Source organism: Paraburkholderia nemoris (assembly GCF_905221015.1).
Taxonomy (GTDB): domain Bacteria; phylum Pseudomonadota; class Gammaproteobacteria; order Burkholderiales; family Burkholderiaceae; genus Paraburkholderia; species Paraburkholderia nemoris.
Genome location: NZ_CAJNBO010000017.1, coordinates 182,492 through 205,008, shown reverse-complemented (window position 1 = coordinate 205,008; position 22,517 = coordinate 182,492). Strand labels below are relative to the sequence as shown.

Below are 22,517 nucleotides of genomic sequence, written 5' to 3'. Positions count from 1 at the left end.
ATCTCTGAATGCCTCTCCAGCAGAGGCCAAACCATCGAGATGCCGGCATGGCGCAACGCGCACGGAGCCGGCAGCCCTCTCACGCAAGGAATCCGCCGTGAAGCATCCCGTAGCACCCCCCCGTATCCTGCCCGCCAACACAGCCGTCTCGTCCGGTTCGCGATCCGCGAACCGGACGAAAACATACAGGTGGTTCGGCACACGCGCCGCCGAAAGCGTCGCAGCAGGCATCTGCGTGCTCGCGTGCGTATCGACGGTGCAAGCCAGCGATGCTGCGCGAGCCATGCCTGCCGACACCTTCATCGAGACACTTGCTGTCATTACCCACGTCAACTATACCGATGGCGCCTATGTCAATGTGCGTAACGTCGCCGACGATCTGGCATGGCTCGGCATCCACCACGTGCGCGACTATGCGCCCGGCGGCAGTCCGCCGTTTTCAAGCTATGTCTATCTCGCGCAACACGGCGTCAAATTCAACTTCCTGACGGGCTCGAACTTTGCGGAGTCAATCGGACAGGCTGCGAAATTGAATGTCGTAGTGCCTGGCAGTGTCACAGCCATCGAAGGCTTCAACGAGATCAACAACTGGCCGATCCCCTACCACGGCCTCACGGGCACCGCTGCCGGGCTCGCCGTGCAGCGCGAGATCTACGCACGTGTACACGCCACGCCGGAACTCAAGGGCGTGCATGTCTACGATCTCACCGGCTACGACGAGAAGTCAGTCGAGACGCGCGCAGATTCCGCCGATTACGCGAATCAGCATGTCTACCCACAAAACGGCGAACAACCGACCTATAACGCGAACGGCGACAGGTGGATGGGCTCGGCCATTGATGCCGTCAAGAAGTTTCAGCTGCCGCTCGTCATCACCGAATTCGGCTACTTCTCGATGCCTCAGGCAGGCTGGTACATGCTCGGCGTCGACGAGCCGACCCAGGCCAAGGGTGTTCTCAACGGCTACATGGACGCGGCTGCGGCGGGCGTAAAACGGACCTTTGTCTACGAACTGCTCGACCAGAAACCCGATCCGCAGAACAAGAGCGGCGAAATGCACTACGGACTCTTTCGCAACGACAATAGTCCCAAACAGGTGGCCCATGCGATTCGCAATCTCACGTCGATCCTGAACGCTGGCACGACGCTGCGCGCGAACGACACAACCGGCGCGGCGCGTGGCACGCTCGCTTATACACTCTCCGAAATGCCGGTATCGGCGAACAGTTTTCTGTTGCAGAAAAAGGATGGTCGCTTCGTGATAGCGCTATGGAACGAAACGCCGATCTGGGACCGGGCGGCGGGGACACCGCTCACCAGCCCGCCTGCCCCTGTCGAACTTGACTTCGGCGTGAAAGCAAGCCGTGTCGACCTGTACGATCCGCTCGTTTCGGCGGCGCCGCTCGCCAGCCATCGCAATTTGCGCCAACTCACCGTGAACGTACCCGACCACGTCATTCTGCTTGAAGTCACACTCGCGGACACACCGGGAACCTGAACGCGTTGGCCAGCGCCTGACCGTTATCCCCAAGGCGGCCGATTCAAGCGACGAGCCACAGGCGTACGGGCCTATCGCCCCGTACGGCGTCCGTCCGCGAATCAGCTCCGCTAATTGCTGAATCGCGTACCGACACTCAAACTGCGCGCTCACGCCCCCTTGCAATGTCAGGCCTCAGTCCCCTTGCCGGGTACTCCGGAGGCGTAGCTGGAATATCCGTAGGCGGCGTACGCTTTCCCGTAGCGACCTGGTCTCGACATCGCGTCGTTGAAAATGACACCGCGAATCGGCACACCGATCTGCTCGAACCTGCGCGTCGACTCGCGCAGTTCCTCCACCGTTGTCACGCCGTGTCGTGCAATCACGAACACCATTCCCGCGATCGAAGCCACAATACCTGAGTCGGCAACTGGAAGAATCGGCGGCGCGTCGATCAGCACTACGTCGTATTCGCTGTCTACCTGCTGGGCAAACGCGAGGAAGTTCCGATGCTTGAGAATTTCGCTCGCGTTTTGTATGTATCCTCCGTTCGCAACGAAGTCGACGCCTGGCAGAATATCGCGATGTACCGCCTCTTCGAACGTCCGCCCACGCGTCACGATATTGGTAATGCCTGGGCTGCACGGAACCCCAAGATATTGGTGCAACGTACCCCTTCTCAGATCAGCATCGACCAGCAGCACGCGCTGTCCCGACGCCCCGATCAACGCCGCGAGATTGACCGAGACGAATGACTTGCCCACGATGGGCGTCGGCCCGGCAAGCAGGACAATCCGGTTCGGTGCGTCGACGAGAGCAAACTCAAGCGCGCTTCTAAAGCTTCGCAGACTTTCGATCGCTGCATCGCCCGCCGCTGCATGCGCCAGCACAAGATTTGTATCGGTGTTGCGTGGAAGACTACGGGTCAGCGTTTCCTGTACTCTGCTGCGAGGAATCGTCGCGTACACGGACAGCCCCGTGCCGGCTTCAATTTCGTTCTGAATGGTGACGCCGTCAAAGAGCCTTCGCTTGAGCAATACCAACACGACGCTCGCGAACAGGCCCGCCATCAGGGCTCCGATAATCGCAAGCACGCGTTTCGGCCGAATCGGACTATCCGGCACGATAGCGGTATCCACCAATCGCACATTCGACACCTTCCCCGCTTTGAGAAGACGCAGTTGCTCACGGGTGTTCAAGAGGTTCGTGTAGATGGAGGTATCCACCTGAACCTCTCTCTGCAGCCGCAGCAGGCTCTGCTCCATCGGCGGCAGTTGCTTGGTCACGGAAGCAATGCTTCCAACCTCCCTCTGAGCTTCGCTTAATTGGTCGTTGACGGCGATCACTGCCGGGTTTTCCGATGTGTACCGCGCGAGAAGCAATGCTCGCTGCTGCTCAAGGTCGGCGACCTTGCTTTTCGCCTGGGTCGACCGTTGCAGAAGCGCGGCTGCTTCCGCGCTAAGGTCCACTGTCCCGTTCTTCGCCCGAAATGCGTTGAACTCGCTTTCCGCGACCTCCAGTTTGGACTTCAGTTCAGGCAATTGAGCATCGAGAAATGTGATCGACTTCTGTGCCTCTTCCTGAGTACGCAAGACATTTTGCCGAACATACGCCGTACCGATCGCATCGAGAATAGCGCTGATCTTTTTCGGGTCGGTGCCCTCCAGAGCTACGCCGATCACATCAGATTCCTTACCCTTCTCCGAAATCAACAGGCCCGATTGCACAGTCTGAATCGCGGAAAGCTCCGAAGTCCGAACAAGTTCAAAGCCGACGCCCGGCTTTCCGACAATCTGGTCCACGATGAGATCCACGGGCCCTTCGGCCGTTTCAGCGTGTAACAGTTCACCGACGCGCCCGCGCAACTCGATGTCTTTGTACTTCAGCAAATAGTTGCCGTTCTTGTGCAACGTCAGGATAAATTTCACACCTTGCAGCGCGTCGGGCACATCGAATTTCGAAACGTTGATCCGCTCATTACCCCATGCATAGCCGCCCATGCCGGAGTGGGCCAGATCACTCAGGTGGCCAGCAATCCACCGGCCGACTACCGGAAAATACCGCGGCGTTGCGCTGAGGCTGAGTTGCGCACTGGTCACGGCTCCCGCGATCACCAGTCTGGAGCGCAACACCTCGATCTCGGCCGAAGCGGCCGTCTTGACGGCGAACATCGACTTCACGTCACCCAAGGCGTCCTTGGCGGCATTCGGATTCTCCTGGACCTGGATCAGAATATCGGCCTGATACACCGGCGCCGCGAGCAGTGCATAAGCCGCACCCATAAAAAGAAAGCACGCGGTGATCAGCGCGATCATGCGGCGGTTCTGATACAGGACGTCCAGAAAGACGCCAAGATGGTCACCCTGTTCGGGGACTACATCTATGGTATTAATTGACGGGTCATGGTAATTCATGTGCCTTCTCCCCTATTCCCCAACGTTCCGGCAACGCCTGCTTTCGCAATCGCTCTGCCGGATGCACTGCCGCCAGGCCAAACAGATTTTTGGTTCATTAGTAACCGATGGCCCGGCCAGCAGCTGCCGCCTGTGTACTTGGCACAATCAAACCGATCACGCGGCTCCATCTGACAAGTGCGGATGCATCGACAAACACCACGTCATTTGGCTTTAGCTCAAAGCCATCCGCAGTTGCCATCGCAGCCGGAGACCCGGCATTCAGGTGAAAGACCACCGGCTTACCCACGTCGCGCCCGCGCACGACAAAGACCTGCGACGCATCTCCCGAGGTTTGACTGATGCCGCCGGCGTCACCTAGCGCTTCGTTCAAACTCATTCGACCGTTGTTGAACGTCAAACTCCCCGGACGTTGGACTTCGCCAAAAACGTACACTTTCGTGTCGGTCTGCGCGAAGACGCGCACCATATCGCCTCTGCGCAGTTCGATGTTGTCGGGGTTCACGCCCTTTGCAATCATGCCGGGAATATCAACATTCACGGTCTTGTCGCCACGCGTAATTGCGACCATCGACCTGTCCGCGGTAGGCGTAAATCCTCCGGCACGATTGATGGCTTCGGGCAAGGTCATCGGCATGTCGTTGAGAACCTGCACGCCGGGATTCCTGATTGCGCCGTCCAGATAGATCCGCTTGCTTCGATAAGTCTCAATCCGCAACGTCACCTGAGGTTGGCGCACGTAACGGCTGAGTTTTTGGGTCAGCAGATCACGCGCCTCCATTTCGGTGAGCCCTGCCACCTTGAGTGGACCGATATAGGCATACTGGATCATGCCGCCCGAGTCGACTGTATAGCCCGAGGTCATCGAACCTGCGCTGTTCGCTTCAGGTCCGGCGGACGGCGAGGAGCCCGGCATATTCAGCTCAGGGTGATCCCATACGACAATGCTCAATATGTCGCCGGCCCCTAACGTGTATGGCGCTGGCTTCGCGAACAATTGCGTGACTTCGTCAGGCACCGCCTTCGAGCGTTCGGCGCGTTCCTTTTCGACCAGATCGTCGGTGATTTCGATCAGGCTGCCCGTGGGGACCGCATCCACACCCTTACCCGAGTGAGCGTCTGCCGTCGCGCGCACGCTGCTGCTGGCGAGACCGCTGCCCCCCTCCGCTTGTCCCGGACCAGACGTTCCGGATGGGGGACTGAATGACATCCCCGGTGACCATGCACACCCTGCCAGGCATACCGCCAGCACAGCGCCGGTGACTGCGGCCCTGACCTGTTGTCGGCAGCTTGCAGCACGAGTTCGCCTGAATGAATCGCGCACCGGGTCTGCTCGCTCTTCAACCAACACGTTTGACTCTTGCGCGTTCGTGGTCCTTTCCGAACCCAACTTGTTGCGTAACATCATCGCTACTCCCTCTGTCGCGCGTCCAACCTGATGCCCCCGTTGCAACGCGCACACCACTATGTAGAATTTTTTCTTACTTTTTGCTGGCGATACCCAGCCGCCCCACTTCGATCAACCCGTCACCTCCGATTCAGTACGCGCCACTCCCCTTGAAGACCACCTTGAAAGTCCTAAAGAGAATGGCGACGTCCCGGAGCAACGACCAGTTCTTCACATAGGCGACATCCAGGGACACCCGCGTCGCGTAGTCCGTCGTACTGCGGCCGCTGACCTGCCACAGGCCTGTCATGCCGGGTTTGGCCATCAGGTAGTACATGACGTTTGTTCCATAGCGCTCCAGTTCCTGGTCGATGATAGGGCGCGGTCCGACCAGGCTCATATCGCCGCGCATCACGTTCCATAACTGCGGCAACTCATCCAGACTGGTACGGCGTAGAAACCGGCCGATACGGGTGACCCGCACGTCGTTCTTGAGCTTGAAATCACGTTCCCACTCGGCACGCGCCTGCGGATCGTTTTCAATCAAGGTCTTGAGCACCTGGTCTGCGTTCACAACCATCGAACGGAACTTAAGGCAACGAAATTTTTTCCCTTTATGCCCCACACGAACGTGTCCGAACACGGCCGGACCTCCGTCGCTCAACACGACCGCCGCGAGCAAAACAAGGACCGGCAGCAGCGCGACTATCAACAACGCACTGACCACGACGTCAAAGCTGCGCTTGACGATCTTTCGTACAGCTCCAGCGCTGTCCAGGCCATATTCGCGGGGCGTCGTATCGATTTCGGCATCGAAGCTCGAAGTGCCGGCGAGCCGAAGTCCCGCGAAACGGGCAAGTTTGAATTCGCCGAAGATGAGCGTATGCGAGCCGAGCAGGGATATGCCGGTCGTGAGCGTCCAATAGAGGAACCACTGCAACGGCAACTGATTCTCACGATGAATTGCATAGAGCAACCCAAGGCCGCAGAGCTGGACAGCGAGCCACGCGAATGCAGTGCGGCTCGCAAGGCCGAACACCGCCCGCGTACGCCGCGCAGGGTAGGTTCCGCAAGCCGGAAACACGGACAGGGCAAGGGCAGCAACGAACGCGACGAGCGACGGATCAAGCTCGTGTGGATGACCCACTTGCGGCAAGTTCAAGTGCAACGCGCCAAACGCACCCAGTACGATCAGTGCGATGTCGGTCAATCGATGGACTAGTACTGACATTTCTGTTACCCCAGACCTTAACGTTCCCCGCGACGATCACTCCCGACTCATCGCCGCCCACGGCTGCCTGATTTCCGTCGAACCGGCCGTAGGACCAGCAACGGAAATCTCGCCTCCCGCATCGCTAGCGGCGGGACGCACTCTGTCGTCCGCGCCGATATATCTCCTCGACCGCCACCGTGTCGATCGCGAACGGCAGCCTGCCCAGGGCTTCGACTCGTCTACGCGCGCCCAGCGCGGAGGGAGTCTGCACCTTGGTTCGATGTGCATTTCGTGTCGCTTCACGTCACGGTCTTATCCACTTTGTAAGCAGTACTTCAGTCCACAGCAATACGCTACGCCCTCGACCGGATACATTCCGTGCGGCATCACACCAACCAGGTTGTTTAGACGAAGTTCGCAATCTGGATGAGTAACATCATGAAAGCCGGCGGGCGACTTAATCCAAAGCGCCGTGGCAGAAGCCTGGCGCTCGCCGAAAAACAGGGGATGCGAGTAAACTATCCTTTGATATTATTTTTATTAGTCATGCGAATTAATATTGTTTATATATAGCAAAAGCACATTTCCCACTTCGCACCGGCGATTCTCTATATTTAGCGAGATCTCATAAAAATGCGCCGACGTCCGTTCGAAAGCGCACAGCTAGCGCCTTTGCCACTTTCTTGCTAATCGCACGGCGCCCCGCGAGAATATCGCTGACCACCGTTGGGGAGGCGATATCCGCCAGGTCCTTTTGCTTGAGACCATGCGTTTCCAGCAGGTGGCGTAGCACTTCGCGTGGTTCTGCACCGGGGAGAACCACATGACGAGTTTCCCAGCAGTCGATCAGAGCGGACAGAACGCCGAGCAGATCCACCAGCGGATTGCCCGTGTCACCCTGGGGATATTTCGCCAGGGCATTCGCGAGTTGCGTCATCTCCTCGTATTCCTGCTCGGTGCGAATGGGTTTGATAGACACCGTGCTCTGCAACGCAGCCCAAGCTTCAGCGATGTCAGGGACCTGGCCCAAAAGGCGATCGGCATTCATATTCTTTGAATTCTCCTTTTGAGAAGATCGTATTCTTTCGGTGTTGGGTAATCCAGCCATGCCGTAACGCGACTCCCCCGCAGTGATGCCGTGCCGCTCTCTCATAACTCCATCTCCGCAAGTAACGGCAATTGCTATTGCTCATCTCTCAATTTATTTAGTAAGACGAATTTTTAACAATTCGAAATCACTTTTATCAATCCAACCCGTTTGGCGTGATCGGCGCACAGTGCTCGAAGATGTCGAACCGATCGGATGGATCGGCATTTCGATATCTCTCGACTATCTGTTTGCGCACGCCTTCTGCTTCTGCTGACGCCATGAGCCAGTCGGCGGCAATCGTCACTTTCACGATGTCGCCCTACGCGCAGCAGTCCAACGCCACGAAACCGAGTTTAAAAGGAGTGTCGTCAGCAGTGCGTGCGCGCGGCCACACTCCGCAATCGAGAAACGGCAAAAAGTGCGTGCTTGTCGATCAGCCGCCAAGGCCTGACACTGTTCGCCGCCGCGGATAGCACGCCATGGTCGCGAGTCGAGCGGAACCAGCGCAGCATGTGGGCCGCAACCAGAACGTCAAATAGCGAGGGCAACAAACGGATTGGGGGTCTGCGCGCACAAGAGAGCACGGGCAGACGACCGGGAAGGTTGGCAGCGCCAGGCGGCGGAAGCATTGGGGTTGCGCGCTCGCGCCACCAGGCGAATATGTAGTGAGCCCGAACGCTCGGAGGGGGGAGCCGGATCGCGGCACCGAGGCAGCAACAGCCGCCGGAAACATAAGACAAGGCAAGGCATCGCGCTCGACGCCGTGCGATGCCTTGAATACGCAGCCTTAACGACGGGCGTAGCGAATCGCCTCTACGCCTGTATCAGTACCGAGCAGACACAGATTCGCTCCGCGTTCTGCGAACAGGCCAACAGTCACGACGCCCGGCCATGCATTGATCTGTGCTTCGAGTGCACGCGGGTCGGCGATCTTCAGACCTTTGATGTCGAGGATCTCGTTGCCGTTGTCCGTAATGAACGGTGCACCGTCCTTCGTCACGCGCAGGACCGGCACGCCGCCCAACGCGGTGACGCGGCGGCCGATTGCAGTGCGCGCCATCGGCACGACTTCGATCGGCAGCGGGAAGTTGCCGAGCGTGTCGACCACCTTGCTCGCATCGGCGATGCAGACGAATACGTCCGACACCGACGCGACGATCTTTTCGCGCGTCAACGCGCCGCCGCCGCCCTTGATCATCGCGCCGCTGTGGTCGATTTCGTCGGCGCCGTCGACATACACCGGCAACGTTTCGATCTCGTTCAGATCGAGCACCTTGAAGCCGTGCGATTGCAAACGTGCGGTAGTGGCGAGCGAGCTCGACACCGCGCCGCGATAGCGGGTCTTGCTGGCGGCCAGCGCGTCGATGAAACAGTTCGCGGTGGAGCCGGTGCCGACGCCGATCACGGAGCCTTCCGGCACGTTGGCGTTCACATAGTCGGCGGCGGCCTGGCCGACCAGTTGCTTGAGTTCGTCTTGGGTCATGGGGAATGCAGGCGAGCAGTAAAAACGACAAGTTTACCGGAGTTTACTTCTTCACCGAGCGCTGACGCACGGCTTCGAACAGACACACGCCGCTCGCCACGGACACGTTAAGGCTTTCGACCGTACCCGCCATCGGAATCTGCATGACCACGTCGCAGGTATCGCGCGTGAGGCGGCGCATGCCCTCGCCTTCGGCGCCCATCACCAGCGCGACCGGACCGTCGAGTTCGGTCTCGTAGAGGCTCTTGGTGGCCTCGCCGGCGGTACCGACCACCCACACGCCCGCGTCCTTCAACTCACGCAGCGCACGCGCCAGATTCGTGACGGTGATGTACGGCACGGTGTCGGCCGCGCCGCTCGCCACCTTCGCAGCGGTCGCGTTCAAGCCCACCGCGCGGTCACGCGGCGCGATCACCGCGTGCGCGCCGGCCGCATCGGCCACCCGCAGGCAGGCGCCGAGGTTGTGCGGATCGGTCACGCCGTCCAGCACGAGAATCAGCGGCGAACCGTTGATGCCGTCGAGCAGTTCGGCCAGATTCTGCGCGAGCGGCATATCGCCCGCACGCGCCACCACGCCCTGGTGCCGCTCGGTATGCGAGAGGCCCCACAGACGCGTTTCGTCGGCGGCGATCAGACGCACGCCGGCATCTTTCGCCGCGTGCAGGAACTCGGTCATGCGACGGTCTTTGCGCGTGGCGTCGTAGTAAACCTCTTCGACCGTCGACGCATCGTGCCGCATACGTGCGGTCACTGCGTGGAAACCGTATAGAACCTTGAGACGTGACATGACTGACAAACCTTTGATTGAGCGCGCCCTGAAAGCGCGCTGCTGTGATGAATGCGAACCTGCTTACTGTGTTGCCTGAATAGCGTGTTTCGCTACCTGACTTGATTGCGACGAAACGAAGACCGCGCGCAACCGGTACGTTTTAACGTACCCGATGCGCGCGGTTCAAGCCGTCAAACGACTTCAGCGCTTCTTGCGGGCCTGCGGTTTCGAGGCCGACTTGGCCGGCGCGCCACCGTGTTTCTTCGCCGCGCCGCGTGCCGCACGCGCTTCCTTGACGGCCGCGGTTTGCGCCGGCGCGGCCTTCTTGCGCCGGCCGCCCGGCGCTGTTGCGCCGCCTGCACCGCCATCCACCGGCGGCAACGAGCGTACACGTGCGCCGCCGCTTTCACCGGACGCCTTGTCGGCAAGAGCCGGACGGCTAGCCGGCGGCTTGATCGGCGTATCGCGCACGAGGCGGAAGTCGATCTTGCGCGCATCGAGATCGACGCGGCTCACCTGCACCCGCACCCGATCCGACAGGCGATAACGAATCCCGGTACGCTCGCCGCGCAACTCGTTCTTGATCTCGTCGTACTGGAAGTAATCCGAGCCCAGTTCGGTGACGTGCACGAGACCTTCGATAAAGAGCGAGTCGAGTTGCACGAAAATGCCGAACGACGTCACACCGTTCACCATGCCGCCGTACTCTTCACCCAGCTTGTCGCGCATGAAGTAGCACTTGAGCCAGGCTTCCACGTCGCGCGATGCTTCATCCGCGCGGCGCTCGTTCGCCGAGCAATGCAGACCGAGTTCTTCCCAGATCGCCACGTCTTTCGACTTGTTGCGAACGCCGTGTTTTTCCTCGTCGGCCTGCTGCATCGCGCGGGCGCGCGGCGACAGCGCCGTGTTCAACTCGACGCCTTGCGGCGGCTCCGGCTGATACTTGCGGCCTTGCAGAATCGCGTAGATCGCGCGGTGCGTGAGCAGGTCGGGATAGCGGCGAATCGGGCTCGTGAAGTGCGCATACGCCTCGTACGCGAGACCGAAGTGGCCGATGTTGTCCGGACTGTACACAGCCTGTTGCATCGAGCGCAGCAGCATGGTTTGCAACATCTGCGCGTCAGGCCGCTCGCGGATCTGCGCCATCAACGCGGCGTAGTCACTGGCGTGCGGCTTGTCGCCACCGGCGAGCGAAAGGCCCATGCCGCGCAGGAAGGTGCGCAGATTCTCGAGCTTTTCGGCGGTCGGCCCGGCGTGCACGCGGAACAGACCCGGGTGCTTGTTGCGCTTGAGGAAGTCGGCCGCGCAGACGTTCGCGGCCAGCATGCATTCCTCGATCAGCTTGTGTGCGTCGTTGCGGGTGCGCGGAATGATCTGTTCGATCTTGCCCTGCGCATTGCAGACGATGTAGGTCTCGGTCGTATCGAAGTCGATCGCACCGCGCTTCTGGCGCGCGGCGAACAGCGACTTGTAGACGCCATACAGATTCTGCAGCTGCGGCAGCAAGGCGGCGCGACGCGCGGCCTCCGGACCCTTGGTGTTTTTCAGCACCGCGGCCACTTCCGTATAGGTCAGCCGCGCCGCCGAGTGCATCACGCCCGGATAGAACTGATACGCCTTCACTTCGCCGCGCGCGGTGACGATCATGTCGCACACCAGCACGCAACGGTCGACGTTCGGGTTCAGCGAGCACAAACCGTTCGACAACTTTTCCGGCAGCATCGGAATCACACGGCGCGGGAAGTACACCGAGGTGCTGCGCTCCAGCGCATCCGCGTCGAGACCGCTCTTCGGATGCACATAGTGCGAGACGTCCGCGATCGCGACGATCAGGCGGAAGCCTTCGCCACGCCCGACCTGAACCGGCTCGCAATAGACTGCGTCGTCGAAGTCGCGGGCATCTTCACCGTCGATCGTGACGAGCGGCACGTCGCGCAGATCGATGCGATGACGCGCGTCGACCGGACGGACTTCGTCGGGCAGCCTTGCGGCTTCGTCGAGCGCGGACTGGCTGAATTCGTGCGGCACGCCGTACTTGCGCACCGCGATTTCGATTTCCATGCCGGGGTCGTCGATATCGCCCAGCACTTCCACCACGCGGCCGAGCGGCTGCGAATGACGGCTCGGGAAATCGGTGAGCTCGACCACCACCACCTGGCCGACCTTGGCCTTCTTGGTGTTCTGCGCGATCAGGATGTCATGGCCGATGCGCTTGTCTTCAGGCGCGACGATCAGCGCGCCGTTCTCGTTGAGCAGACGGCCGATCACGCGCTTGTTGGCGCGGTCCGTGACTTCGACGATATGCCCTTCCGGCCTGCCACGACGGTCATAGCCGACAATGCGCGCGAGCACACGATCGTTGTGCATGACCTTCTGCATTTCGCCGGTGGGCAGGAACAGATCGTCCTGACCGTCGTCGCGAATGAGAAAACCGTAGCCGTCGCGATGGCCCTGCACGCGGCCCGCGACGAAATTCGACGGATGGGTCAGCTGATAGAGATTGCGCTGATCGAGCCGGATCTGGCCGTCGCGCTCCATGGCGCCTAAGCGCTTGAAAAATCCTTCGCGCTCCTGGCGCTTGATCGACAGGGCTTCGGCGATGTCGTTCGCGGCAAGCGGCGCTTCACTCGTGCGCAGGACGCCCAGGATTTCTTCGCGGCTCGGGATCGGATACGGGAATTTGCTCAAGGGCTTGTCGATGATTTTTTCTCGTTGCATGGACGTCGGTCGGCGATGTGGCTGGGCTTAAGAGGCGCTTGGGTTTGCGCTTAAGTTGCACTTGCGATTGCACTGGAATGACTGCTCGGGTCCGGCTCGTTCAAGTCTGAGTCCGACGGGCGTGTGCACCGTGCCAACGAACTACTGCGAGGCATTCTAACACCCGTCTTGTGCGCCAAGCGGCCCGTCAATAGTCGCTGTGAGGCGTATGCAGGCTCGCTGCGGCGATGTTTAAGCGAGTTTTGAGAAACGCTTGACAGCCCTGAATCTGTCGCTATAATGGCGTTCTTTGCTGTTCATCACCTGCCCAGGTGGCGAAATTGGTAGACGCACTAGGTTCAGGTCCTAGCGGTGGCAACACTGTGGAGGTTCGAGTCCTCTCTTGGGCACCAGATTCAAAAGTAAAGCCGCCTGATGTTTCGCATCGGCGGCTTTACTTTTTGTGTGAGGCTATGTGGTCCGATTCTGGTTTTTCGATCGGATCAGGTGGTTAGCAGGACGGTTGCGTCAACGCGAGTTGGCAGTGATTGAGCAGTGAAGTTTTACTTCGCTGCGCGACACAACCGGGCGGTTGATGAAGCGATAGTCAGTTTGTATGTAGGGATTGACACGCTGCATCATCGCGCTAAAATAGCGGTCTAGCTTGAAGACGTGCCCAGGTGGCGGAATTGGTAGACGCACTAGGTTCAGGTCCTAGCGGTGGCAACACCGTGGAGGTTCGAGTCCTCTCCTGGGCACCACCCCTCTTCAAGTGAAACAAAGCACCCCGTCAAGCCTTAGCGCTTCACGGGGTTTTTTGTTTTTGGGCTGTCCAGCAAAGGCAAAAACTCCTATCGCGCTTTGCCCGCACCACCCCAATTAAAACCAGAACTGAACTGCAGCGCCGGCACCCACTTCGCGCATGCCTGAAAACTCAACGCAGCGCCGCCGACGGCAAACAGAACCGGAATCAGAAAGTCGTGGCTCACGCGAGTAAATTCGAAAACGAGCACCACCGCCGTAATCGGCATCTGCATCGAAGCAGCCAGAAACGCCGTCGCGCCGACCACGGCAAACGCGCCTGAAGAGGCGCCCGGCCAGAACAGACTCCAGCTACCACCGAGCACGATCGCCAGCAACGCGCCATTCGCAAGCCCAGGCGTCAACAAGCCTCCTTCAGCACCCGCACGCAAACTACTCGCGGTGATCACCACCTTCAGCACCAGCAGCATCGCCGCGAGCGCCATCGTCAGGTTGCCGTCGAACGCCAGTCCCGCAGGCCCTTTGCCATTGCCGAGCAACTGCGGAAAGTGCATCGCCAGCACGCCGATGATCGCGAAGTTCAACATCGACAACACAGGCAAACGCCAATCCTTCGGCGCCTCAGCACGCGCGCGTTTCGTGAGCTCCGTAAAGCCCCACGCCGCAGCACCGAAAATCGGACCGCACACCACAGACCAGACGATCAGCGAGGTACTCACCGTCAACGACGGCACCAGGTACTGATGCTCGTTGCCCAGACCGAATTGCGCGACCAGCGCCGCGACGGCCGATGTCACGGCAGCAGGCACCAAGGCCTTCCAGCCAAACGTGCCCAACAGAACCTCGAGCACGAACACCGCGCCACCGAGCGGCACGTTGTAGACGGCAGCCAGACCGGCGCCGGCACCACACGCGACCATGATCCGGCTCTGCTCGACCGATAAGCCCGCGCGGTGCGAGAGCCAGCCGGCCAGCGCCGAACCGATCTCGCGCGGCGCGACTTCGCGTCCGAGCGGCGAGCCGAGCGCCACCGTCACGATCTGCAGCAACGCATGCACGGTAGTGCTCGCCACAGGCATACGCGGATCGTCGGATTTGACGGCTTGACGAATGCTGACGAGCGGCCGCCCGAAGCGATACAGCAACCACCAGCCGAGCCCGGCCACGAGTCCGCACATCGTCAGGACGAGTACACGCCGCTCAGGCGCGGCATCGGTGACACCTTCCAGGAAACTCTCGCTGCTGATTACGTGCGTCACGCTGTAGCCGTACGCGAAGTGCTGAATACCGTGCAGCAGCAAGGCGAGCAACATACCGCCGAGACCGGCGCCAATCCCTGTCAGCAACGTAACGACGGTCAGTGCAGCAAGTGGATTGCGCGCGCGGCGCCGTGGCTCCGAAGTGATTGATTTGACTGACATGGTGCGTCGGCAGAGGCGGAATTAATGGGATAGCGATTATCTTATTCCGCGACGCAACATGAATCAAATTGCTTTTTCTACTCGACTGATGCGTCATGCGCATAGGTTGCACGCACCCACGTCCGCGTGCGACCTCAGTTCACCGACACGAAAAACATCGACACCACGCAAGCGACGCCGACAAACCACACCAGCGAGCGCAACGACGCCAGATTCGCGACATACAAAACGCCGTGCAGCACGCGCGCGACGACAAAGGTAATCGCCAGCCAGTTGACCCACGGGTTCGAACCCGAACCGCCTGCCTGCCCCGCGACGACGATCGCGGCAGTGAACATCGCCAATGCTTCCCACGCGTTCTGATGCGCAGCGTGAGCACGCGCGCGCCAGCCTTCGAGGCCCGCGAGATAAGCGCGCGGCACGGCATTGTCGTAGCGCTTGCTGACCTTCGCCAGCATGATCCACGGGAACGGCAGCACCACTACGATGAGCAGGCATAAATGCGGAATCGTCATTCGTCAGTCTCCTTGTATGCACGGCGCGAATGCCGCGAGCCGCTTTTATACCCGCCTGCATCCGCTGTCGCCAACCTGAATCCCGCGAGCGCCGCCTCTACAAAAACTCGCAACGACGCAGTCAGATTGACCGGATTACCCGCTTCGTCAACGCTAAAAAAGCGCGAAAAATACATTACAAATAACAAACAGTTTATCAAACGCGATTAATACAATAATTACATTAAGCCGACATCCGCCATGCATTGAGATTCGCGCCGGAATTCGCTCCAGGGATTAATACGGATAAACGCGGCATCTACCATGCAAGCGTTTAACGCTCGGCGTACACTCGCTCGAAGCCCGCACTACGGGTCGCACGGGGCTGCAGAGCCGCCCGTCGTCAAACACGGGTTATTGGAGACTCAGGAGAACAATCAATGAGCTGGACACGGGAACAGAGAAACGTCACGATCGCCGCCTATCTGGGCTGGACTCTCGACGCATTCGATTTCTTTCTAATGGTGTTCGTATTGAAAGATATCGCGGCGGAATTCAATACAAAAATCCCGACGGTTGCGTTCGGCATTATGCTGACCCTGATAATGCGTCCACTCGGCGCATTGATTTTCGGCTGGCTCGCCGACAAGTACGGTCGCCGCCCGACGCTGATGGTCAACATCGCTTGCTTCTCCCTGCTGGAATTGCTGTCCGGCTTTTCGCCTAACCTGACCACCCTGCTCGTGCTACGCGCCCTGTTCGGTATCGCAATGGGCGGCGAATGGGGCGTGGGCGGCGCACTGACGATGGAAACCGTGCCGCCCAAGTCGCGCGGCATCGTCTCGGGTCTGCTGCAGGCCGGCTATCCGAGCGGCTACCTGCTCGCATCGGTCGTGTTCGGCGTCTTCTATCAATACATCGGCTGGCGTGGCATGTTCTTCGTCGGCGTGCTGCCGGCGTTGCTCGTGCTGTACGTGCGAGCACACGTGCCGGAGTCGCCGGCCTTCAAGACGCTCGAGAAGAAAGTGCGCCCGGGTCTCGTCGCCACGTTGAAGCAGAACATCGGCCTGTCGCTCTACTCTATCGTGCTGATGACCGCGTTCAACTTCTTCTCGCACGGTTCGCAGGATCTGTATCCGACCTTCCTGCGCGTGCAGCATGGGTTCGATGCGCATACGGTGTCATGGATCACGATCACGCTGAACATCGGCGCGATTTGCGGCGGCCTGTTCTTCGGCTGGTTCTCGGAGAAGATCGGCCGCAAGCGCGCAATCTTCATCGCCGCCCTGATCGCGTTGCCGGTGTTGCCGCTGTGGGCCTTCTCCACCACGCCTGTGCTGCTCGCGGCCGGTGCCTTCCTGATGCAGATCTCAGTTCAAGGCGCATGGGGGGTGATTCCGGTACACCTGAACGAAATCTCGCCCGATGAAATTCGCGCGACGTTCCCGGGCCTCGTGTACCAACTCGGCAATCTGATCGCGTCGGTGAATGGCCCGCTGCAGGCGAGCGCCGCCGAAGCGCACGGCAATAACTACGCACTGGTCATGGCAGTCGTGATCGGTATCGTGGTGGTGGTGATCGCCGCGCTGATTCCGTTCAGCCGCGAACGTCGCGGCATCGACATGACGCAGTCGGCGAAAGAGGTCGCGGCAAGCACCTGAAGAAGTCGCCTCGCGGCACAGCTTTAAGCGTTCGAACTAAACAGCTATTTCGCCGGCGCGTTATCGGGCACAATAGCTACAAAGGCGGCACGAACCGCCACGAAGCGACACAAGCAGCACGACAGGCGCCGGGCAAACGCAAAGCAGGAACGCACGAACCCGGCACCAGAAAACAAACGCAAGGCCAAACACAGGTAGCAAGCAATACGAGGCCGTTCCGATTTCGATCGGAACGGCCTTTTTTATTTCCGCGCGGTTTGACGCGCCCGCGCGCATTGGAAAAACGGACCTTCGTCAGGTCTTCTAGAGGAGTTAGTCCACACCGAGCCCTTGATCGCAGTCCCGATTCTTCTTTATCCTGAAAAAAACGGCTGTTTCAAATAGTCATTTGAATCGCTTGTTTGCGGGCCGGATGCCCGGCAACTGGGAGACGCAAAATGGCAGTTCGCACAACAGGCCGGCATGCCGGCGACACGAAGTCCCGCATCCTCGACGCCGCCGAAACACTGTTCATCGAATGCGGCTATGAGGCCATGTCCCTGCGCCAGATTACTTCGCGGGCCGAAGTGAATCTCGCGGCAGTCAACTACCACTTCGGCAGCAAGGAATCGCTGATTCACTCGATGCTGTCGCGCCGGCTCGACCGGCTCAACCAGGAGCGGCTCAAGCTGCTCGACCGCTTCGACCAGATGCTCGGCGCGCGTCTGACCTGCGAGCACGTGCTCGGCGCCATGTTCATTCCGGCGCTGCGGCTCTCGCGCGATCCGCGTGTGGGCGGCAAGGCGTTTTTGCGTTTGCTGGGGCGCGCCTACACCGATCCGTCGTCGTTCATTCGCGACTTTCTGAATGCGCATTACGAATCCGTAGCGATACGCTTTTTCGAAGCGTTCCAGCGTGCGCTGCCGCATCTGCCGCGTGAAGAGCTCGGCTGGCGTCTGCACTTCGCGATCGGCGCGCTGTCCGGCGTGCTGGCCGGCACTGATACCGACAGCCTGATTTCTGAGTTCTCGCAGGGCAAGTCGATGAACGACCTGCAACTGATCGCACGTCTTGCTTCGCTGATGGTCGCCGCGCTGAAAGCGCCCTTGCCCGACGGCTCGCAACTGGCCACATTCGCCGCCGTGCTGGGCGACGCCACCGAAGGCGGCGTGGAAGGCCAGGCGGAAGGCGCGAATCCTGCTGCAGGTATTGCGGGTACGCAGCCGGCGGCGGGCGGATCGACTGAATCTGGCGGATTCGAATCGTCGGCGTCGGCGGTCTCGGACGGTGAACGCCGTGGTGGCGACGTTGAGGCGAGTTCATTTCAGCCCGCGTTGCACGGCACGGCCTGACTGGAACTGAAGCTGATGCGGGCGGCGCCGCGCTGGGCCGTCCGCGTGCAAAAACATGAATGAATACCGCATATCCGAGCAGCACGTCTAAGTCCCGCACCTAAACAACGTCACGCTGTCGAATTGAAAAAACGACACGAAAAACGCAGCAGGGGCGCAACGCAAAAGCGTCCTGAGCACGCGACGTAGCAGCAACACCGCCAGTTAGAAGATCAATAGAACGCGAGCCGTCCGCGACCCGTGGATGCGTTCGCACGCACCATCGAAACAGGAGGAAACGTCATGCCGTGGTTCATCCTAGTGTTAGTCATTGCCGCTCTCGCGCTCGTCTACGTTCAGGCGCGCGCCTCATGGTGGCTTGCCTTCATGATCGTCTGGGTGGCGGCCGCGCATGTCAGCGGAGCAGCGGGACCGGTGGCGACAACCCTGCTCGCGATCGTCTTCGTCCTTCCCGCCCTCGTCCTCACGATCAAACCGCTGCGCCGCACGTGGCTCACGAAACCGGTGCTCGACATTTTCCGCAAGGTCCTGCCGGAGATGTCGCCGACCGAGCGTGACGCCATCGAAGCCGGCACCGTCTGGTGGGACGCCCAACTGTTCTCCGGACGCCCGCATTGGGACACGCTGCTCGGCTATGGTCCAGCCACGCTCTCCGCCGAAGAACAAGCGTTTCTCGATGTCGAATGCGAGCAACTCTGCGATCTCGCGAACGACTGGGAAACCAGCATGGTGTGGCAGGACCTGTCGCCGGAAACCTGGCAGTACATCAAGGAGCGCGGCTTTCTCGGCATGATCATTCCGAAGCAGTACGGCGGCAAGCAGTTCTCCGCTTACGCGCATTCACAGGTCATCATGAAGCTCTCCACGCGTTGTTCGGCCGCCGCCGTTTCGGTGATGGTGCCGAACTCGCTCGGCCCGGCCGAGTTGCTGATGCACTACGGCACCGAAGAGCAGAAGAACCATTATCTGCCGCGCCTCGCTCGCGGCGACGATATCCCCTGCTTCGCGTTGACGAGCCCATATGCCGGCTCCGATGCGGCGGCGATTCCCGATGTCGGCATCGTCTGCAAGGGTACGTTTGAAGGCCGCGAAACGCTGGGTTTTCGCGTCACGTGGGACAAGCGCTACATCACGCTCGGACCGATCGCGACCGTACTCGGCCTCGCGTTCCGCGCACTCGATCCGGACCATCTGCTCGGCTCGGAAGAAGAGCCCGGCATCACCTGCGCGCTGATTCCGACCGACCATCCGGGCGTCAACATCGGCCGCCGTCACTGGCCGCTAAATGCCGTGTTCCAGAACGGTCCGAACTCGGGCAAAGACGTCTTCATTCCACTCGACTGGGTGATCGGCGGCCGCGCGCAAGTCGGCAACGGCTGGCGCATGCTGATGGAGTGTCTCGCAGCAGGCCGTGCGATTTCGCTGCCGTCGTCGAATGTGGGGATGGCGAAGATCGCCGTGCGCGGCACCGGCGCCTATGCCGCGATTCGCCGCCAGTTCCGCACACCCGTCGGCAAGTTCGAGGGCGTGCAGGAAGCGCTCGGCCGCATGGGCGGCAATCTCTACGTGATGGACGCCGCGCGCCGGCTGTCCGCGCATGCTGTGGACCTCGGCGAAAAGCCCTCGGTGATTTCGGCGATCGCGAAGTATCACATCACCGAACGCGCCCGCATGGTCATCAACGACGGCATGGACGTCGCCGCCGGCAAGGGCATCTGCATGGGGCCGTCGAACTTCCTCGCGCGCGCCTATCAGCAGGTGCCGATTGCGATCACCGTGGAAGGCGCGAACATCCTCACGCGTTGCCTGATCATCTTCGGCCAGGGGGCGATTCGCTGTCATCCGTATGTGCTGAAGGAAATGGAGGCCACGCGTGAAACCGATCGCAGCAAGGCGCTGCGCGATTTCGATGCAGCCTTCTTCGGTCACGTCAGCTTCACACTCTCTAACGTGGTCCGCAGTTTCGTTTATGGCGTCACCGGCGGCGCGTTCATCACCAAACCGCGCATGGCGTACGCCCCGCTGCTGTCGTACTACCGAGCGGCCACTCGCATCTCCACCGCGTTCGCGTTGCTCGCCGATGTCTCCATGTTCGTGCTCGGCGGCGATCTGAAGCGGCGTGAGCGCATCTCCGGGCGACTCGGCGACGTGCTCTCACAGCTCTACCTGATCTCCGCGACACTCAAGCGTTTCGAAGACGAAGGCCGTCAGGAAGAAGACCTGCCGCTCGTGCGCTGGGGTGTCGAAGATTCGCTGTATAAGGCACAGCATGCGCTCGACGGCGTACTCGCGAACTACCCGAACCGCCTCGCCGCGGGTCTCGTGCGCGTGCTGGCATTTCCGTTCGGCCTGCCGCATCGCGAGCCGTCCGATCGCCTCGGCACTGAGATCGCGGAACTGATGCAAACGCCGGGCGCGGCACGCAACCGCCTCGTGTCCGACTCGTACGTACCGCATCCGGATGTCGACGCGCTCGGCTACGGCGAGCTCGTATTCGAGCTGAACCCGCGCTTCACGGAGATCGACCAGAAACTTCGCGACGCGGTCAAACAAGGCCTGCTCGAACCGATGCCGCAGAGCCTGCCGCAACTGGCCGCGTGGACCGAGACGGCGCAACAGAAAGGTCTGATCGACGCCGACGATCGCCGTGTGCTCGAGGACTATGCGCGGTATGGCGCGCAAGTCGTGAAGGTCGACGACTTCCCGGCCGACTTCGACATGCTCGCCAATTTGCAAAAGCGCAAGGACGCGCTCGAAAAAGCGCTGGAGCTCGCAGCCTGAGCGCCTTGAAAAAACATCCAGCCGGGGCTCACCCAGATGCCTCAAACTGGGTGCACACTGACACACGTTTGAAGTCCCCGATCGGACTTCCTTCGGAGCGTGGCCAGCGGAGCAAGCAATAATATGAACGACTCTTACCTGAACTTCGTCAATTCGCCGTTCGGCGCGCGCCTCGCGCGCTCCTTAGGCTTACCGAAGCCCGAGGTGTTGCACCGCTATCGCGCCGACCGGCCCGAGTTCGACGGACTGATCGCGATCGGCGCGGGCCGCGAACCGCATCTGCTCGACGCGCTCGCGAATCTCGTGGCGAGCGTCGGCATGACCAGCGTGGCCCATGAAAGCGCGGGGCTGTGGGTACCGCTCGCGAATCGCCATGGTCTGATGACCGGCCGTTTCGAACCGGCGGAGTCCGGTTCGCACGGCAAGCTCACCGCCCTGCTGTTTGATGCGAGCGGTATCGAAGACAGCAGCCAGCTCGAACCGCTGCACGGGTTCTTCCACGACACGTTGCGCTCGCTCGGCAAGTGCGGCCGCATCATTGTGCTGGGGCGGCCGCCGGAAGCTTGCGCAACGCCGCGCCAATGGACCGCGCAGCGCGCGCTCGAAGGCCTCACGCGTTCGCTCGGCAAGGAAGCACGGCGCGGCATTACCGCGAATCTCGTCTACGTGGAGCAAGGCGCCGAGAACGGTATCGAAGCAACGTTGCGCTTCTTTCTATCGCCGCGTTCCGCGTATGTGTCGGGCCAGGTGGTGCGCGTCGGTGTGCGCGCCGGCGCCGATGCCTTGCCGGCGTTCGATTGGAATCAGCCGCTCGCGGGCCGGCGTGCCGTGGTCACCGGCGCGGCGCGCGGCATCGGCGCATCGATCGCGAGCGTGCTCGCCGCGGAAGGCGCGCACGTGATCGGCATCGACATTCCGTCAGCGCGCGACGCGCTCGATTCGACCATGCGCCAGTTGAACGGCACCGCCCTCGCGTTCGACATCGCCGCGCCCGAAGCGCCCGCGCAGATCGCCGCGGCGCTCGACGAACAAGGCGTGGACATCGTCGTGCACAACGCGGGCATCACAAAAGACAAAACCATCGCGAAGATGACCGACGCCGCGTGGCAAAGCGTAATCGACATCAACCTGTCCGCGCAGGAGCGGATCGACGACGCTCTGCTCGCGGCAGGCATTCTGCGCGACGGTGGCCGCATCATCGGCGTGTCGTCGATCAGCGGCATTGCGGGCAATCTCGGTCAGACCAATTACGCCGCATCAAAAGCCGGCGTGATCGGCCGGGTGCAAAGCATGGCGCCGCATCTGCGCGCGCGCGGCATCACGATCAACGCGGTTGCGCCCGGCTTTATCGAAACGCAGATGACCGCGAAGATTCCGTTGACCATCCGCGAAGCCGGCCGACGGATGAACTCGATGAGCCAGGGCGGTCAGCCGGTGGATGTCGCGCAGACCATCGCGTGGCTCGCGCATCCGGGATCGGCGGGCGTGAGTGGGCAGATCGTGCGCGTGTGCGGACAAAGCCTGATTGGAGCGTGAG

General features: G+C 60.8%; 15 protein-coding genes and 2 tRNA genes. 7 read left to right on the top strand and 10 right to left on the bottom strand.

All coding sequences use genetic code 11. From position 1 onward, the window contains the following. Positions 1-97 precede the first annotated feature (97 nt). On the top strand, positions 98-1,498 hold the full coding sequence (locus KHO33_RS25795; RefSeq protein ID WP_200565697.1) for a calcium-binding protein: 1,401 nt from the start codon (positions 98-100) through the stop codon (positions 1,496-1,498). A 167-nt stretch (positions 1,499-1,665) separates the two neighbouring features. Here the strand turns inward: KHO33_RS25795 and KHO33_RS25790 are convergent, their stop codons facing one another. The 8 genes from KHO33_RS25790 to rnr all read right to left on the bottom strand — a co-directional run bounded on the left by KHO33_RS25790 (position 1,666) and on the right by rnr (position 12,551). Next, a complete protein-coding gene (locus KHO33_RS25790; protein ID WP_054034619.1) occupies positions 1,666-3,891 on the bottom strand; it encodes a GNVR domain-containing protein in 2,226 nt (741 codons plus the stop codon). Positions 3,892-3,988: 97 nt separating this feature from the next. Further along, the gene (locus KHO33_RS25785) at positions 3,989-5,242 is read right to left on the bottom strand and encodes a polysaccharide biosynthesis/export family protein (protein WP_328822808.1); all 1,254 of its coding nucleotides are present in this window, start codon (positions 5,240-5,242) and stop codon (positions 3,989-3,991) included. 187 nt (positions 5,243-5,429) lie between these two features. After that, positions 5,430-6,509, bottom strand: a complete 1,080-nt coding sequence (locus tag KHO33_RS25780) for a sugar transferase (protein WP_054034620.1) — start codon at positions 6,507-6,509, stop codon at positions 5,430-5,432. A gap of 607 nt (positions 6,510-7,116) precedes the next feature. Then, entirely contained in the window at positions 7,117-7,539 is a 423-nt protein-coding gene (locus KHO33_RS25775; protein ID WP_054034621.1) for a helix-turn-helix domain-containing protein, read from the bottom strand. 196 nt (positions 7,540-7,735) lie between these two features. Next, positions 7,736-7,891 carry a hypothetical protein gene (locus tag KHO33_RS25770; protein ID WP_172737621.1) on the bottom strand — a complete coding sequence of 52 codons (156 nt, stop codon included), beginning with the start codon at positions 7,889-7,891 and terminating at the stop codon, positions 7,736-7,738. Positions 7,892-8,368: 477 nt separating this feature from the next. After that, positions 8,369-9,064, bottom strand: a complete 696-nt coding sequence (gene rpiA / locus KHO33_RS25765) for a ribose-5-phosphate isomerase RpiA (RefSeq protein ID WP_054034622.1) — start codon at positions 9,062-9,064, stop codon at positions 8,369-8,371. Positions 9,065-9,107: 43 nt separating this feature from the next. Further along, a complete protein-coding gene (gene rlmB, locus KHO33_RS25760) occupies positions 9,108-9,851 on the bottom strand; it encodes a 23S rRNA (guanosine(2251)-2'-O)-methyltransferase RlmB (RefSeq protein WP_054034623.1) in 744 nt (247 codons plus the stop codon). Positions 9,852-10,034: 183 nt separating this feature from the next. Then, the gene (gene rnr / locus KHO33_RS25755; RefSeq protein ID WP_054034624.1) at positions 10,035-12,551 is read right to left on the bottom strand and encodes a ribonuclease R; all 2,517 of its coding nucleotides are present in this window, start codon (positions 12,549-12,551) and stop codon (positions 10,035-10,037) included. A 305-nt stretch (positions 12,552-12,856) separates the two neighbouring features. Between rnr and KHO33_RS25750 the strand changes: the two genes are divergently transcribed. Continuing rightward, a tRNA-Leu gene (locus KHO33_RS25750) sits at positions 12,857-12,943 on the top strand. 261 nt (positions 12,944-13,204) lie between these two features. After that, positions 13,205-13,291 (top strand) — tRNA-Leu (locus KHO33_RS25745). Positions 13,292-13,381: 90 nt separating this feature from the next. Here KHO33_RS25745 and KHO33_RS25740 read toward each other — a convergent pair. Then, complete coding sequence (locus KHO33_RS25740) at positions 13,382-14,713, bottom strand: chloride channel protein (RefSeq protein WP_200565696.1); 1,332 nt, start codon at positions 14,711-14,713, stop codon at positions 13,382-13,384. Between the two features lie 134 nt (positions 14,714-14,847). Beyond that, on the bottom strand, positions 14,848-15,228 hold the full coding sequence (locus KHO33_RS25735) for an MAPEG family protein (RefSeq protein ID WP_200565695.1): 381 nt from the start codon (positions 15,226-15,228) through the stop codon (positions 14,848-14,850). A 419-nt stretch (positions 15,229-15,647) separates the two neighbouring features. On the opposite strand from KHO33_RS25735, the gene KHO33_RS25730 reads away from it, so the two are divergent. From KHO33_RS25730 to KHO33_RS25715, 4 genes are all read left to right on the top strand, one after another. After that, on the top strand, positions 15,648-16,868 hold the full coding sequence (locus tag KHO33_RS25730; protein WP_054034627.1) for an MFS transporter: 1,221 nt from the start codon (positions 15,648-15,650) through the stop codon (positions 16,866-16,868). A gap of 437 nt (positions 16,869-17,305) precedes the next feature. After that, positions 17,306-18,199 carry a TetR/AcrR family transcriptional regulator gene (locus KHO33_RS25725; RefSeq protein WP_054034628.1) on the top strand — a complete coding sequence of 298 codons (894 nt, stop codon included), beginning with the start codon at positions 17,306-17,308 and terminating at the stop codon, positions 18,197-18,199. A 282-nt stretch (positions 18,200-18,481) separates the two neighbouring features. Next, complete coding sequence (locus KHO33_RS25720; protein ID WP_200565694.1) at positions 18,482-20,980, top strand: acyl-CoA dehydrogenase; 2,499 nt, start codon at positions 18,482-18,484, stop codon at positions 20,978-20,980. Positions 20,981-21,103: 123 nt separating this feature from the next. Continuing rightward, positions 21,104-22,516 (top strand): 3-oxoacyl-ACP reductase, encoded by a 1,413-nt coding sequence (locus tag KHO33_RS25715; RefSeq protein ID WP_054034629.1) that lies wholly within the window; start codon positions 21,104-21,106, stop codon positions 22,514-22,516. Position 22,517: the final 1 nt, after the last annotated feature.